The organism is Weissella paramesenteroides ATCC 33313 (assembly GCF_000160575.1).
Lineage (GTDB): Bacteria > Bacillota > Bacilli > Lactobacillales > Lactobacillaceae > Weissella > Weissella paramesenteroides.
On sequence record NZ_GG697129.1, the window covers coordinates 131,743 to 147,958 of the forward strand.

At 38.7% G+C, this 16,216-nt stretch carries 17 protein-coding genes and 1 tRNA gene; 2 read left to right on the top strand and 16 right to left on the bottom strand.

Annotation, left to right across the window (positions count from 1 at the left end):
• Positions 1 to 44 precede the first annotated feature (44 nt).
• The 6 genes from budA to HMPREF0877_RS10095 all read right to left on the bottom strand — a co-directional run bounded on the left by budA (position 45) and on the right by HMPREF0877_RS10095 (position 4,129).
• Entirely contained in the window at positions 45 to 761 is a 717-nt protein-coding gene (gene budA, locus HMPREF0877_RS03500; protein WP_002827839.1) for an acetolactate decarboxylase, read from the bottom strand.
• Positions 762 to 822: 61 nt separating this feature from the next.
• A complete protein-coding gene (gene alsS, locus HMPREF0877_RS03505) occupies positions 823 to 2,511 on the bottom strand; it encodes an acetolactate synthase AlsS (protein WP_002827840.1) in 1,689 nt (562 codons plus the stop codon).
• A 246-nt stretch (positions 2,512 to 2,757) separates the two neighbouring features.
• Positions 2,758 to 2,829: transfer RNA gene (locus tag HMPREF0877_RS03510), tRNA-Gln, on the bottom strand.
• 105 nt (positions 2,830 to 2,934) lie between these two features.
• Positions 2,935 to 3,378 (bottom strand): MarR family transcriptional regulator, encoded by a 444-nt coding sequence (locus HMPREF0877_RS03515; protein WP_002827841.1) that lies wholly within the window; start codon positions 3,376 to 3,378, stop codon positions 2,935 to 2,937.
• 133 nt (positions 3,379 to 3,511) lie between these two features.
• Positions 3,512 to 3,949 (bottom strand): universal stress protein, encoded by a 438-nt coding sequence (locus HMPREF0877_RS03520; RefSeq protein WP_002827842.1) that lies wholly within the window; start codon positions 3,947 to 3,949, stop codon positions 3,512 to 3,514.
• A 36-nt stretch (positions 3,950 to 3,985) separates the two neighbouring features.
• Positions 3,986 to 4,129: a hypothetical protein gene (locus HMPREF0877_RS10095; RefSeq protein WP_002827843.1), complete on the bottom strand. Its 144-nt coding sequence runs from the start codon at positions 4,127 to 4,129 to the stop codon at positions 3,986 to 3,988.
• 219 nt (positions 4,130 to 4,348) lie between these two features.
• Here HMPREF0877_RS10095 and rpmF point away from each other — a divergent pair, with 219 nt between their 5' ends.
• Positions 4,349 to 4,522 carry a 50S ribosomal protein L32 gene (gene rpmF / locus HMPREF0877_RS03525; protein WP_002827844.1) on the top strand — a complete coding sequence of 58 codons (174 nt, stop codon included), beginning with the start codon at positions 4,349 to 4,351 and terminating at the stop codon, positions 4,520 to 4,522.
• Between the two features lie 280 nt (positions 4,523 to 4,802).
• Here the strand turns inward: rpmF and HMPREF0877_RS03530 are convergent, their stop codons facing one another.
• The 8 genes from HMPREF0877_RS03530 to uvrA form a co-directional block, all read right to left on the bottom strand.
• The gene (locus HMPREF0877_RS03530) at positions 4,803 to 5,951 is read right to left on the bottom strand and encodes a PTS sugar transporter subunit IIC (protein WP_002827845.1); all 1,149 of its coding nucleotides are present in this window, start codon (positions 5,949 to 5,951) and stop codon (positions 4,803 to 4,805) included.
• 86 nt (positions 5,952 to 6,037) lie between these two features.
• Complete coding sequence (locus tag HMPREF0877_RS03535; RefSeq protein WP_040760506.1) at positions 6,038 to 7,033, bottom strand: D-2-hydroxyacid dehydrogenase; 996 nt, start codon at positions 7,031 to 7,033, stop codon at positions 6,038 to 6,040.
• Between the two features lie 371 nt (positions 7,034 to 7,404).
• Entirely contained in the window at positions 7,405 to 7,998 is a 594-nt protein-coding gene (locus tag HMPREF0877_RS03540; protein WP_002827847.1) for an ATP-dependent Clp protease proteolytic subunit, read from the bottom strand.
• Positions 7,999 to 8,088: 90 nt separating this feature from the next.
• Positions 8,089 to 9,051 carry a DNA-binding protein WhiA gene (gene whiA, locus HMPREF0877_RS03545; RefSeq protein WP_040760509.1) on the bottom strand — a complete coding sequence of 321 codons (963 nt, stop codon included), beginning with the start codon at positions 9,049 to 9,051 and terminating at the stop codon, positions 8,089 to 8,091.
• A 26-nt stretch (positions 9,052 to 9,077) separates the two neighbouring features.
• Complete coding sequence (locus HMPREF0877_RS03550) at positions 9,078 to 10,076, bottom strand: gluconeogenesis factor YvcK family protein (protein ID WP_002827850.1); 999 nt, start codon at positions 10,074 to 10,076, stop codon at positions 9,078 to 9,080.
• Entirely contained in the window at positions 10,073 to 10,966 is an 894-nt protein-coding gene (gene rapZ / locus HMPREF0877_RS03555) for an RNase adapter RapZ (RefSeq protein ID WP_002827851.1), read from the bottom strand. The genes HMPREF0877_RS03550 and rapZ overlap by 4 nt, the downstream gene beginning before the upstream one ends.
• A gap of 114 nt (positions 10,967 to 11,080) precedes the next feature.
• Positions 11,081 to 11,200, bottom strand: a complete 120-nt coding sequence (locus tag HMPREF0877_RS10100) for a putative metal homeostasis protein (protein WP_002827852.1) — start codon at positions 11,198 to 11,200, stop codon at positions 11,081 to 11,083.
• A gap of 78 nt (positions 11,201 to 11,278) precedes the next feature.
• Positions 11,279 to 14,134, bottom strand: coding sequence for an excinuclease ABC subunit UvrA (gene uvrA / locus HMPREF0877_RS03560; protein WP_002827853.1), 2,856 nt, complete (start codon positions 14,132 to 14,134; stop codon positions 11,279 to 11,281).
• A 207-nt stretch (positions 14,135 to 14,341) separates the two neighbouring features.
• On the opposite strand from uvrA, the gene HMPREF0877_RS03565 reads away from it, so the two are divergent.
• The gene (locus tag HMPREF0877_RS03565; protein WP_002827854.1) at positions 14,342 to 14,632 is read left to right on the top strand and encodes a hypothetical protein; all 291 of its coding nucleotides are present in this window, start codon (positions 14,342 to 14,344) and stop codon (positions 14,630 to 14,632) included.
• 61 nt (positions 14,633 to 14,693) lie between these two features.
• Here the strand turns inward: HMPREF0877_RS03565 and HMPREF0877_RS03570 are convergent, their stop codons facing one another.
• Positions 14,694 to 15,872 (bottom strand): ATP-binding protein, encoded by a 1,179-nt coding sequence (locus HMPREF0877_RS03570; RefSeq protein WP_131473296.1) that lies wholly within the window; start codon positions 15,870 to 15,872, stop codon positions 14,694 to 14,696.
• 22 nt (positions 15,873 to 15,894) lie between these two features.
• Positions 15,895 to 16,137, bottom strand: a complete 243-nt coding sequence (locus HMPREF0877_RS03575) for a hypothetical protein (RefSeq protein WP_002827857.1) — start codon at positions 16,135 to 16,137, stop codon at positions 15,895 to 15,897.
• Positions 16,138 to 16,216 lie beyond the last annotated feature (79 nt).

The following is a 16,216-nucleotide window of genomic DNA, read 5'->3' on the forward strand; positions in this document are numbered from 1 at the left end:
TAGCGATAACAACACATTTGAGTATTGTTATCGCTAAATAATGATTAATCTTGTGATCCCTCTGCTGCGGCAACCCCTTCTTTTAGGCCATCCATATCAACATGGTGTTCACGGAATTCTTTATTATCAATTGGTAGATGCAATTCATAATTATCAAAGATCGTTAAATCTCCCTCAAGCTTATCAGCATCAAAACCAAGAACGTGACCACCAAAGGTACGATCATCACTTAGAAAATGCACGTGCCATCCAGCTGCAACAGTTCCTTGGTACAGCTCTGGTGAATAATAACCAATCAATGTACCACTAATATTTGTTTCTTCAAATTCACGTTGTGTTTTTGTAATTTCAGACAATGATGGATAGGGGCGTTCCGATTTCGGTGCCGAACGAACTTTCATATAAGCAAAGCTACCTTGCAAAATAACACCAGAAAATGTGTTTTCCAGTTCACGATCATCAATCAATGAGACCATTTCTTTCATATTACCAGCACTAAACTTCACTTTTTCTGAAGAATCACTAGCATGGTGTACTGTTGCAAATGGTACCGTTTTTGCCATATCAGTCACATGATGAATAGTTCCTTCACCATCCATATAATAAACCTCACCATTTGCCATGATCATTTCACCATCAAGACCATCAAATGTACCAATTCCTGTATCCCCATGTTCTTTTAGCTCGGCCAAGGTTGCTGAACCTCCAAGAACCTTGCCCATTAAAGCTGCTAATGTACTATGTTGATATACCGTCGACATTTCTCTGCTTCCTTTCCTTTTCTCAAGAAAAAACGTCCAGAAATCTGGACGCTTTTATTTTTTATTCTGCGTCATCAATTAATTGTGACATCAATTCATAATTATGTGAGTAATCTACTGGAATCTCAACAACAACTGGTCCTTCAGTTGCAAATGCTTCATCCAACACGGCATCCAATTGATCAGGTGTATCTACACGCAATCCTTTAGCCCCAGCTGATTCAGCAAATTTAACAATATCGATATCAGAGAACTTGACACCAGCTGATTCACCACCGTATTTCACTTCTTCTTGGAATTTAACCATATCATAGTGATAATTATCTTGCCAAACGATATGAACTGTATTTAGCTTCAATTGAACAGCTGTGGCCAATTCCATTCCTGAGAAGAAGAAACCACCATCACCAGATACAGAAACTGACTTAGCATTTGGACGAACCATTGCAGCAGCCATAGCCCATGGTAATCCAACACCTAAGGTTTGCATACCATTTGAAATCAAGAAGTGACGAGGAACGTATGACTTAAAGTGACGTCCTAACCACAAATAGTGTGAACCAATATCTGATGATAAGGTCATTTCATCTGTCATGTGCGCTTGCAATGACTTAATAATACTCAATGGGTGATTCAAATCTGGTTGAGCAGGTGTATAAGTTGGTTCTGCTGCTGCACGTAAATCAGCCTTTAATGCTGCCAACGTATCTTGAGACTTTGCAGGCAATTCATAACCCTTAATTTGCTCTTTCAAAGCACTTAATGTGTCTGCCAATGTACCAACCAATTGGCGTTCAGGCGTAAAGTGGTTATCAATTTGAACGGCTTGTGTGTCAATCGCTGCAATCCGTAGGTTAGCATTCTTGTTCCAGTTACGTGGTTCATATTCAATGGCATCATATCCAACTGTAATAACCAAATCAGATTGTGCCAATAAACGGTCACCAACCTGATTACGGAAGAACCCAATACGACCAAAGAATGTCTGCTCTTCTAATTCACGAGAGATGACACCAGCACCTTGGTATGTTTCCACAACTGGCAAAGTTGTTTGTTCTAGCAATGCATGCAATGCGTCAGTTGTTGCATCATCTGATCCGCGAGCACCAACTAACAAAACTGGTAACTCCGCAGTCTTAACTTGCTCAGCTAACCAAGCAATGTCATCAGTAGCTGCCGCACCAAATGTCGCTGGCTTAACAGCAGGTAATGCATCAATAGTAACTTCAGCTTCATCAACATCTTGTGGCAATGAAACGAAGGCTGCCCCTGGTTTAGGACCATTTGCAGCAGCGAAGGCATTAGAAATGATTTCTGAAATATTATTTGGATCTTGAATTTCAACTGAGTAATTTGTAATTGGCGCAAATAAAGTTGCTGAAGGCGTACTTTGATGCGTTAATCGATACAAATCCTTACGCTGTACTTGACCACCAATCGCCAATACAGGATCATTTTCAGCAGTTGCTGTCATCAATCCAGAAGCCAAGTTACCCACACCTGGACCTGAAGTAACAGCAACGACACCGGTCTTACCAGTGATACGTGAAAATGCTTGTGCCATGAACACAGCATTTTGCTCATGACGAGTAACAATCAACTTAGGTGCTTTGCTCCCCTCTGCTGGATGATCCAGTTTTTCAAACAAACGATCAATCTTAGCCCCAGGAATTCCAAACACCAAGTCAACGCCATGGTTGTTTAAACTGTCGACAACTAAATCGGCACCGGTTTTCTTCTCTTCAGACATGTACTCTACCTCTTTAAATATATTGCAATAAGCATCAATGGTTACATTGTAGCGCGTTCTTAACGTATTTAGTAGTAAAAAACCCGCACCAATTCAGCAGGAATATTAGTTCATATTTTCACAATCCTTACGGTATATGACAATATAACGCTTACACACTTAACGATATTTTATTTAAATTTTTTCAACATGCAAAAAAGCGTTAGACATTTTAAAAAAATGACTAACGCTTTCCGCATCTGTAAACTGGGCATACTGGATTCGAACCAGTGCATGATGGCACCAGAAACCATTGCCTTACCGCTTGGCTAATGCCCAAAAACAACTATTCCATCATACAACATACCCTAAACAAATACAAGCCCAATAATATGAAAAAGTATTTTTTAAAACACAAATCAAAAATGTTTTCAAAAACTACTGTCAATAGTGTTGCATTATATTTTTTGTCAGTGCTTTTTCATCAAATTTAATCATATATTTGAGTATTTCTGTTGCTCGCTCTTCACCTAGTGAAATTAACCAACTATCAAAACGACATTCAATACGGTCTGTTAGCTCCCGCTCGACTTCTTGCCCACGTTTCGTTAAATGCAATAGCATTCGGCGACGGTCAGTCACATCTGCTTCCTGCCAAATATATTGTTTTCGCAACAACATTCGAATTTGTCGTGAAACTGCGGCCCGTGTAACTTGACGCTTTGCCACAATATCGGTCAACGTTAATCCATCATGCTGCGCAATACCTTGCATAATTAAATATTGTTCAAAGGACAAATCATACTGTGCAGCCGGAACCGCTACCATTTCATTTAAGTATTTTATAGTTGATAAATAAGCATTAATGTATTTTGCTACTAAAGGCATTTTTCTTCTCCAAAAGAGTATTTTCGTACTATAAGTTATATTTTATAAAATAAGCAATACTCTTTCAGACTAATTTTTTTAAAAAAAGAGATTAGCACGCGAATTGCCAATCTCTAATGAATTTATTTTATTATTAGCGAACAATCATGACCGTTACTGGTGCATTATTTGCCACGTAACTTGATTGCGAACCAAAATACTTTTCAGTACCTTGCTGTGAATGAGAACCAATCACAACCATATCTGGTTTAACTGCTGGAATAACATCCTTTACAATGACTTCCCCCGGCTTACCTTCAGCAATACGTGTGTCCACATCAGTCACACCGTTTTCAAGTGCCATTTCACGATACCGCTTTAAAGCACGTTGCACATCATCTTCAGCTGCCGTCGTACTCTCTTTTGAGAAAAAGTCAAAAACATTTAATTGACCCTTTTCAAAAATAGAAATAATCGTTAACTTTGCATTGTCCTCTCTTGCTTGATGAATACCGTTAACTAAGGCCATTTGGCCAAGATTTGAATCATCAACAGCTACAAGAATATGTTTGAATTGTTTTCCTAATGCCATCTATACACTCCTATTCATATATGATCGTCAAAACAATCAAGCATATTGACTGTTTTGACGTTTACCGATAAATTCCCCGATCATCAGCCTGTTTAATCCACCCAAATTCTTAGCTAGTAAAACCGCCAAACTTGGACCATCACTTTGCTGCAACGGATCCTCTACTGAAAATAACACCATCAGTAAATATGCCTCCTTGTTTTTTGGTACACCTAATTATCTATCTAGCCTCATAAAAAGTAAAGTTATTATCAGTCTTTTATTTCATGGATAATCCTTATACAAAAAGGGTATGGCTTGACAAACAGCTAAAAATAATGTAATTTAGAACAGTTGAAAAAATTAGATTATTACACACTGCCTTCTTTCTAACACGGCGGTGTAAGGGAGGATATAACTATGGCAGTTCCTGCACGTAAAGTTTCAAAGCACGCAAAGCGCACTCGTCGCGGCGGTCAAGGCGGATTAAAGACGCCAGCTATTCACATGAACGAAAATGGTGTTTACGTACGTAACCACCACGTTGCTGCTGATGGCACTTACAATGGTAAGCAAGTTGTTTCACCTAAGTAAGCTCATTTATTAATCTATTTTAAAATAGATAAAAATAAACGATTATTAAGACAGAGAATGGTTCTAACCATTCCCTGTTTTTTTATTTTACCCACTTTTAAGACCTTTCTTCAACTTACTGTAAATAATACCACCCTACCGTCATTAACGCTTAAATCACGCCTTTAATACCTCTCACAAAGATTATAAACTGCGTGTCATCGAAACTTCAGACTTTTAGCTCTATTATATAAAAAACACACGCTAATAATTATTAGCATGTGTTTACTTGATTATCATATTAAATTTCTTGCTTAAAGTCTTCTGGCTTGTATAACTTAAATACCTTGGTAAATAACAAGTCAACAACAATTCCAGCGATGATTGGCACGATTGCCCAAACCAAGATAGCTGGGATAACACCAATTGTATTCGTTTGGAATGCTTTATCGGCAACGTCACGGACAACAGACTGAATTGGTGAAACAAATCCGATCCAACCAAATCCGGCTGACGTTGGTGTTCCTTGAACATTCAAGAAACTAATTGGCAATGCTGAAATTGCAGCAGCAACCATAAATGAGAATAACATAACTGGCTTCTTAAATACTGAAGGCATCATTCCCTTCATGGCACCTAAGAAAATGGCAACAGTTGTTCCAACTTTGTTAACACGAATTGAGTTAACTAATAGCACAACAGTTGTTGCAACGATACCGACACCAGCGGCTGCAGAACCTAATCCTGACAATGTAATTGCTAAAGCAATACCAACTGTTGAAACAGGTGTAACAATAATAACCGCGAAAGCCATCGCAATAATAATTGTCATTGGTAATGGTTGCAAATCAGTTGCTAATTGCACCATCTTACCAATCCAAGTAGTTACCTCACCAACATAAGGTGCGATTTCCTTACCAATTAAGCCAACGCCACCACCGACAACAATAGGGCTTAAGATAATAGCTAATGAACCAAATCCTCCTAGATATTTAGCAATTAGCCAAATAACAAGAACTCCGATTGCCGCAACGATCATTGCGTTGATAACATCTCCAGCTCCAGCTGCCATATATACTGTACTTGGAGATGTAGTAGTGACACCAGTTATCGGATTCTTAAATCCTGCTGGCACTGAAGCCCACTTGATTGATCCGCAGGCAACGCCAACAGCAATTGCCATAACACCAACGTCTAGTGACTTCATGTTAAATTGCATGGCAATTGCCAAACCAATCAACATTGGAATAAGTGATGAGAATAACGTCAAAATCGCACTCAGGTCAACAGCCCAACCCATTCCACTTTGTACAAACGGACGAATAACGTACTTCAAAACAGCTGATGGCAAAACACCAATCAAAATACCTTGAGCAGAACCAGACAACACCTTAAAGAAAAAATCTTTAAACTTTAGTTCGTACGAACCGTCAAAAACTGCACTAGCCATAATATTCAATTACCTTTCTAATGTGACTATGCCACATACCCACTCACAGTAACAAAATCCCACAATCATTACTGTAAAACTAATGATTAATACTTAACTTGGTTTGGTGTCTCTTCACCCTTAATAAAGGCAAGTGAGGCATCCATTGATTGTGTAACCATCTCATAGACAGCCTTAGTTGTATAGAAGGCTGTGTGAGGTGTTACCAAAACATTGTCGCGAGCAATTAAATCTGCAATCTTAGCATCTGGGAATTCTTTACCTGACCAGTCACTGTTAAACAAGCCAACTTCGTTCTCATAAACATCCATTGCAAGACCAAAGATCTTACCTGAATTCAAACCATCGATAACAGCATCAATATCCATCAAATCACCACGAGAAACGTTGATCAATACAACATCATCCTTCATCTTTGCAATTGACTCTGCATTAATCATGTGGTAGTTTTCTGGCAAACTTGGTACATGAAGTGAAATCGCATCAGCTTGTGCGTATAATTCATCTAATGTATCAACGTAAATACCTTCTGCTTCAAGCTCAGGGTTACGGTATACATCATAAGCAACGATTTTAGCTCCGAAGCCCTTCAAGATGTCGATCAACACACGACCAATGTGTCCAGTACCGATAATTCCGAATGTTTGCATGCGAACCTCACGACCAATTGTTGGTGCCCAACGCAAGTCATGGTTAGCAATCTTGTTATCTAATGCTTTTGTTTGACGTAGCACGCGTGCCCCTTGAATAGCTGCGTGTTCAGCAATCGCATTAGGTGAATAAACAGCAACGTTTGAGATTGAGAAGTCGAAACGACGAGCAGTCTCAAAGTCAATGTTATCTGTACCTACGTTACGTAGTGACATTTTATTAATGCCCAATTCATGCAAAGCGGTCAACGTTTCAGGTGTGTATGATAGTTGTTGGTAAACATCAACTGCATCTGCGCCTTCAGCTAACTTAGCAGTTTCTGGATCCAATAACTTATCAGTAAAGTCTACTTCTACTTCTGGGTGGTTTGACATCCACTCACGTAGTGCGGCTTGCTCATCTTCTCGAATACCATATGCAAAAATTTTCATTGTTCTTTTCCTCCAAAGCATGTCTTAACACTCTTAATTATAAATACATTTGTGAAATATTCAACATAATAAACACAAAATCTTCAAATTTGGCGTTTCAATATGGGACAAATCACTTTATTTCTAGTTAAACTATAATATATATTTTTAATTTAAAGCGCTTACACAATGTGCACAGGTTCACAATAAGGAAGTATTAACTTTTGATATCAAAGCACTTCCCAATTACAATAATACGGTGTAAATGACTGTTCTGTCAACAAAGAAAGCGCTTACTTAAACTTTGTGAAAAAAGAGGGCCTAACCCTTTTAAAAAACAGGGTAAAAGTCCTCTTTGTCAACATTAAATTTTATTTCAAGAGCAAAATTTTCTATGCTTTATCCTTAGCACTAGTCATAATTTTGTCAATCAAACCATATTCAAGTGACTCTTCAGCATCCAACCAGTGATCACGCTCAGTATCTTTTTCAACTTCTTCAAATGGCTTACCAGTATTATCTGCCAAAATTTGATTCAACTTCTTACGCGTCTTCAAAATTTCTTCAGCGGCAATGGCAATCTCAGTTTGTTGTCCTTGTGCACCACCTGATGGTTGGTGAATCATAAACTGTGAGTTAGGCAAGATAAAGCGCTTGCCTTTAGCTCCTGAAGAAGCTAGTACAGAAGCCATTGATGCTGCTAATCCAATCGTAATTGTTTGCACATCGGCACTAATGAAATTCATGGTATCGTAAATTGCCATACCGGCGTTAACTTCCCCACCTGGAGAGTTAATATACATATAAATGTCCTTATCTGGATCTTGGGCATCTAAGAATAACAACTGTGCAATAATTGCCGTTGCCATTTGTGATTCAATTTCACCATTAACCATGATAATACGGTCAATTAACAAACGTGAAAAAATATCATAAGAACGCTCACCATGTGATGATTGCTCAATAACATATGGAATTGGTGTCATTTTTTATTTCCTCCTAGTGTTCAAACTCAAGAACATAATATCATTTTATCATTTCGTCAAGAATGGTCAAACTTTATTTAACTAATTACACTATCCTCTTTGGATCTCTTTCGGAATTTGTCCAGTATCCCTAATTTCATCAGCCATTTTTGTCAACTTTCGCAAACGATGATTGACACCTGATTTCGAAATCTCGCCAGACGGGACATATTGTCCAAGTGCAGATAACGGTTCTTCACGGTGAGCCAAACGAACTTCAGCAATTTCACGTAGCTTTTCAGGCAGACGTCCCAGACCAATTTCCTCATCCAAAAACAAAATGTCATCAATTTGTTTTTGACTTGCATTAACCGTCTTATCCAAATTTGCATTTTCAGCATTTACTAATCGATTGACGGAATTGCGCATATCACGAATGATACGCACGTCTTCCATACGGAACATCGCATTTGTTGCACCAATCACCTTCATCATATCGCCAATCTTTTCTGCTTCTTTTAGATATACGATAAAGCCTGAGCGACGTTCAACCACCTTCGCATTCAAATCAAAACGATTCATCAAGTTCGCTAATTGTGTCGCTTGTTCTTCATATAAAGAGTATATTTCCAAATGATAGCGACTAGTTTCTGGATTATTAACGGATCCTGCCGCCAAAAAAGCGCCCCGTAAATATGAACGGGCTTTACCTTCTGGCTCTAACCATTCATCAGGTACAGTGGGCAATAGTTCAAAATCTTCGAAGATGTGTAAGTCATCAAGTAATTCACTAACACCTTGCGTAATACGAACAACATACAAATTGTTTTTCTTTAATTTCATTTGACGGCGTACAGATATTTCTGATGGCAAACGATAGAATTGCTGCAATAATCCTAATATTCGTCGCGCAGTTGCCGCATTTTCAGTTTGCACATTGAGCGTAAAATGTTGATTTGTTAGTCCCAGCGAACCATTCATACGTAACAAAGCTGACAATTCAGCTTTAGCATTATCTGGATTGCTAATTTCTAAGGTGGTTAATTCTTTTTTAACGTCACTTGCAAATGACATTATCGCCACCTCCTCATTCATTTTTTCTATTGTTTTTTCACTAATTGCATAATTAATTGTGCGACCGCATCCCCATCATGGAATGCACCATCATCACGCAAGGCTAGTAAGTCACCCAAAACTGGCTCAGCTCCCAGTGCTTGCACAGCCTCTGGATCTGAATGTACCTGGTATGAAATCTCATTCCAACGTTGCCAATCAATATAATCCTCAGGCACTGTGCCAGTATTCATGATCACGGCATCAACAATGCGTTCTCCGACATGCTTATTAATCGCCTCAACATGATCCGCATCCGTAAAATTATCTGTCTCACCTTTTTGGGTCATAATATTCGCAATGTACACTACCTTAGCACGCGTTGCTCGTAACGCCTCGGCAACATTCGGTACCATTAAATTAGGCAACACGCTAGTAAATAAACTGCCTGGTCCAAGCACCACAATATCAGCCTCTAAAATAGCATTCACAACTTGACTAGGTGATTGTACAGTATGTGCAGCAGATGTTTCTTGAGACGTCACCCAAATATGGTCAATCGCCTTATGTGCTGCTGTTATTTCAGCCTCGCCTGCTAGTTTGGTGCCATCCGAAAAAGCAGCATGTAGTACTAGTGGTTCATTAGCAACTGGATATACATGACCTTGAACTTGCATGATTTTTGTTAATAACTGTATCCCATCAAAAATATCATGTTCTTTTTCAGCCATTGCCGCAATAATCAAATTTCCTAAGGAGTGATGTGCCAGCATATCATCTTCTGGCTTAAAACGATATTGGAAGATATCAATTAAACTGGCTGGTAAATTTGACAATGTCGCAATCACATTCCTAATATCTCCAGGCGGTACCATTTTTAGATAATCACGTAAGGTGCCAGACGAACCACCATCATCAGCAACTGTGATAATTGCCGTTAAATCACTATCATATTTTTTCAATCCATTTAAAACAACGGGTTGACCGGAACCACCACCAATCACAACGATTTTAGGGACACGTTTAACTGTATATTTTTCTGTCATGATCGGTTACTACTCTCCTTTCGGCGTTCGATATCACGGTGTCGCTCATTGACAACCCAATTCTTCGCTAAATCTTCATGCAAACGATGTGCAAAAGCAACCGAGCGATGTTGACCCCCAGTACAACCAAATGCCACAGTCAAAGTACTCTTTCCCTCGGCTTTATATTTTGGTAGTAGCCACTTTATTTGCTCACTAATGCGTTCATAAAATTCCTTTGCATCATCTGTGCGCCAAACATAGTCAGCTACTGCTTTATCTAAACCTGTTAGTTGCCGCAAATCTTCTTGGTAATAAGGATTAGGCAAAAATCTCACATCAAAGACTAAATCGGCATCAACCGCAATACCATATTTAAAGCCAAAGCTCATGACCTGAATTGAAAACGTTCCTGCCTGGTCAGTTTCTGAACCAAAGTGCGCTTGAATATAATTTCGTAATTGTCGTGGTGCGTAATCGTCAGTATGAATGATTTCACTGGCTAAGTCACGAATTTTCGCCAGTTTCTCGCGCTCTAATTGGATACCATATAAGGTACCACCTTCCCCAGATAAGGGATGTGAGCGTCGTGTTTCTTTATAACGGGCAACTAGTTCACCATCAGAAGCATCGATATAAACAATTTTCAAATCATACTTGTCATAACTGTTTTTTCTTAGTTCCCGAACTTCGTGATCTAAGTCAGCAAAAAAACTTTGTGATCGTAAATCAATCATGACTGCTGCACGTTGGATATTTTCTTCATCTGAAATCATTTGCCAAAATTTTGGTAACATTGCAGGTGGTAAATTCTGAACTGTAAAATAACCAAGATCTTCAAATGCCTGAATGGCAACCGTTTTGCCAGCTCCACTCATACCAGTGACTATAACTAATTCTTTTTTGTCCATCTGGTTATCCTCCTCTTAATTTATCTTGTCCATTGTATCATTTTTAAGATACACCCGGGTATTCTCATTAATGAAAAAACTGGTTCCCAAACCTTGAGAACCAGTCAAATACTGCTATTTTTTAGTTGTTTGTCGACTTGCTTCGTGCAGTGCTTTCAATGCACGCTTACGAGTTTTGATATTAGGACTCTTCATTTTACGTCTAGCTGACGCAACATCTAACTTCTCTGCCATGATTGTTACCTCTCAATACATTGAATTTAACTTACAAAATATAAGTATAATACTTCGTGATAAAATTGCAAGTCAGACCTAATTTATTTCTTTTGCTCGTTGCCGATCTCGAACCATAATTGGCCCTAAATATTGTCCAGTGTATGAAGTTGGAGTTGCAGCAATTTTTTCTGGCGTTCCTGTTACCAAGACATTACCACCGCCTTCACCACCTTCGGGACCCATATCAATCAACCAATCAGCTGTTTTGATGACATCTAAATTATGTTCAATAATCAAGACTGAATTACCACCATCAACAAGCCGTTGCAGAACCTCTAACAACCTAGAAATATCTGCCACGTGCAAACCTGTTGTTGGCTCATCTAGTATATAGAATGTTTTCCCTGTTGATCGACGTTGCAATTCAGATGCCAACTTCATTCGTTGTGCCTCACCACCTGACAAGGTTGTTGCGGATTGACCCAACTTCACATATCCTAGACCCACATCAACCATTGTTTGCAACTTACGGTGAATTTTTGGAATAGCAGCGAAAAAGTCGACCGCTTGCTCCGCAGTTAAGTTCAATACATCCGCAATTGTTAAGCCACGATAAGTCACTTCAAGAGTTTCAGAATTATAACGGGTACCACCACAAACTTCACAAGTCACATATACATCTGGCAAAAAGTTCATTTCAATTTTAATAACGCCATCGCCTTTACATGCTTCACACCGACCACCTTTCGTATTAAATGAAAAGCGTCCTTTCTTGTATCCGCGCATTTTGGCTTCGTTTGTCTGAGCAAATAGTTCTCGAATGTCGTCAAAGACCCCTGTGTAGGTCGCTGGATTTGAGCGTGGTGTACGACCAATTGGGCTCTGGTCAATATCAACAATTTTATCAATATTTTCATAACCCGTTATTTTACGGTACTTACCAGGTTTCTCCGAATTATGATTAAGTTCCATTTTCAACGCCCGTTTAAGGATCGTATTAACTAAGGTTGACTTACCTGATCCTGATACCCCAGTCACTACGGTAAACTTACCTAATGGGAAATCAACTTTAATATTTTTTAGATTGTTTTCGGCAGCTCCTGAAATCGTAATCTTCTGTCCATTACCTGGACGACGTGTTTCTGGCACTGGAATAAATTTTTTCCCAGCAAGGTACTGTCCCGTTAACGACTGTGGATTTTCTTCAATTTCAACCGGTGTCCCGGTAGCCATAATTTCACCACCATGTTCACCAGCACCAGGTCCCACGTCAATAATGTAATCAGCTGCACGCATGGTATCTTCATCATGTTCGACCACAATCAATGTATTGCCTAAGTCACGCATTTGATGCAACGAATGAATCAAGCGATCATTATCGCGCTGATGTAATCCAATTGATGGTTCATCAAGAACATACATAACACCAGACAAATTTGATCCGATTTGTGTTGCTAAACGAATTCGTTGTGCTTCACCACCTGACAAAGTTCGAGCCGAACGTGACAACGTCAAATATTCTAGCCCAACGTTTTTCAAGAAACGTAATCGATCTTTAATCTCCTTAACAATTGGTGCTGCAACTTCTTGATCCTGTTGCCCAAATGACAATTGTTCAAAAAATGATAGTTCATGGTCTACTGATTGTTCAGAAATCTGACCAATATTTTGACCACCAATTTTCACAGACAATGCGCCCTCATTTAACCGATAGCCATGACATGCTTGACATGGTAATTCATCCATATAGCTACGCATTTGCTCACGTGTAAAATCAGAATTTGATTCACGATAACGCCGGTTAATGTTATTCATCACACCTTCAAAGACAACGTCAACGTCACGCACACCACCAAAATCATTTTCATAATGGAAATGAAATGTTTTTTCTCCTGATCCATATAAAATAAGTTCACGCTGTTCATCCGTTAACTCTTCAAAAGGTACATCCATTGGAATGTTCCTTGAATCGGCAAATTGACGAAGCATTTCAGGATAATATGATGAAGAAATTGGGTTCCAAGCGTCAATTGCTCCTTCAGCTAAAGTCTTACTCTGATCAGGCACAACGCGATCAATATCAACTTCCAATGTGATACCTAAGCCACCACATACTGGACAAGCTCCCAAAGGCGCATTGAATGAAAATAGCTGTGGTTCAAGTTTACCCACTGCAAAGTTTTTTAAGGGTCCAGTGTAGTGGTCTGAATACGTCAACTGTTGTTCTTCTCCTCTAACAACATCCACTGTTACCAAACCTTCCGCTAGCCGCATTGCAGATTCAAAGGATTCAAAAAGTCGTGCCCGTGAACTCTCACGGAGGATAATTCGATCGACAACAATCGCAATATCATGATATTTATTCTTATTTAAATCAATATCATCAGTCACCTCATGCATTTCACCGTCAACAATAAATCGAACAAACCCCTCCTTTTGAATTCTTTCAAAAGCAGTGGCATGTGAACCACGTTTATGGCGAATAATTGGCGCCAATATTTGTAATCGACTCCCTTCAGGCAATCGTTCTGAAAGATCATTTAACATCTGATCGATCGACTTTTTAACAATCGTACCATCTGCCGCAGGATCTGGTTTGCCGACACGTGCAAATAGTAAACGATAGTAATCATTAATTTCCGTAACGGTTCCTACCGTTGATCGCGGATTTTTTGATGTCGTTTTTTGATCAATTGAGATAGCCGGACTTAATCCATCAATTGCATCAACATCTGGTTTGTCCATTTGTCCCAAAAATTGACGTGCATACGCCGATAGGCTTTCAACATACCGTCTTTGCCCCTCAGCATACAACGTGTCAAATGCTAACGAACTCTTTCCAGAACCTGATAATCCTGTCATGACAACAAACTTATCTCTTGGGATATCCACATCTACATTTTTTAAATTATGAGCGCGTGCGCCATGAATTTTAATCCAATCATTGACCATAAAACGTCTCCTTTAATCTCGATTATGCTAACTGTATTATACCCCTTTTGACAACCGTATTGTTAATTAAAACTTAATAATACGCCATACCATTAATTTTAACAAAATTTTATTTTATAATTTGCGATATTTTCTACGTTTTTTGGCCACCGACCTTAATTTCACGTATAATGGAGCTTAGTATTAACTATTGGAGGTTGTCAACTCATGAATCACAAGACTGCCAAAGCATGGTCTTTGCGCTGGATTGCACAGCATCTTGCATCATTTATCCTATTGATTGGTGCTGTACTTGCTGCTGCTGCTGTACTAACAGTGCTAGTTATTGCGGTTGAAGAGGTTATCGCACTTGTCTTTGCACAACGTTTAATTAACACTTACACCAATGTGTATGGCAATGCCTGGACAACTATCGCTTGGCATTTTGTTATCGTATTTTCTCTGGTCACTTTTTGGTCAGCCGTCGATACATTCATTCCAGAACCAACAGAAGAATAATGATATAAAGCCTATGGAGTTGAAATGCATTCTCCATAGGCTTTTTCATTATCATTTTAAACTAGAAAAACTGTGGTGTTGTTGTCTGATGATTCATTTCTGAAATAAATAAAATAGCTAGTTCTTTTGGTGGTACAAAATTATTGCCTGCCAGTAATGCCTGACCGACATTTTGATGAGCTATTCGTTGGCTATAACTTTGCAACGCAGGTATTTGCTCTAATTCACGACTTGTATTTAATTGATGAACCAAATAATGCCCAAACTGACCTAATAATTCAACAGGTAAATCAAGTGGACTTTGCGTGGTCAACATTAAGAACAAACCCACTTTACGTCCTTCTCGAGCAATTCGAAAAATACCATTTGTTGCTAAATATTCCGTCATTAAGTAACGATGGGCCTCATCAATCAACAAGGTAACTGGCACACTTTGCCGCAATTGTTGCTTTTCACGTAATAATGCTGTTGTTAACAGTGATACAATCACCTGCCCAATTTCTAGGTCACCAGCAAATGAAGAACAGTCAATGACTAAAATTTTGTGGTCACTACGATGACTAGCAAACAATCGTAATAGGTACATTACATCTGTTTGCATATGAGATGGTTCAATCTCATCTTCTAACAAAGGCATATGAAAGAGTTGTCGGAAACGTCTTTGACTGGTTAACCGTTTAATACGCCGAACTAATGGTAAACATTTTGCGAAACCCGTCTCATCAATTTTTTGACCAATCAAATCAAAGTTATCCACTGGCATGGCATATTCTTGTCTGAGTTGCTCAGGAAGCGCTTCTAAATCAACTGGCTGTGGATAGTGATAGAGGCTATGCATGTCCTTTTCAAAAGTGTTCCAAGGACGGTCTACCTTTTTATATATGCCATTTTCATGGACAATATTTTTTTGTATTTTTAAGCTGTCCAATGCATCGGACAATTTTTCTTGTATATCATGGTCTGTTACACCAAATAATAAACTCAAATCCTGACCGGTTAATTTTTCGTAATCAATGTATGCGTTATAGCCTAATTTGGCCACAACAGCATTTGGAAGGTGCGTATATTCTCCAGTTGGGTCAATAATCATGGCGGTTTGATTTTGATCCATTAGACCATGCAAAATCGTCATGGCACTTGTTGATTTACCACTGCCAGTTGCCCCTACAATCAATAGATGTTGTTGTAATAGTTTATCTGCTGATACTGTTAGTTCTGCTGATAATGGTATTGATATCATATTTTCACCCTTCTTTGTCATATTAAATCAAACGAATTAAATCCCAAATAACGTTTATCAACCAGATAGCTGCTGTCGCAAAATATAGCCATTTTTCTTTTGTGCGGACACTAAAACCAATAATGCCAAATAAAACAACGACTACCAAGTGGTACCAAATAACCTGATTTATAAACACATCAAATAATGAATAAATCCCCAAAAGTATCATCATCAATGCAAATATGACCAGTACCCACTTACCAAAGTTAAATCCTTTTTTCACGCTTTACATTCCTCCAATAAAATCACTATCCTTATGTTACCGTTAGTTACAAAATAATGCGATAGCAACTACTTGCAAA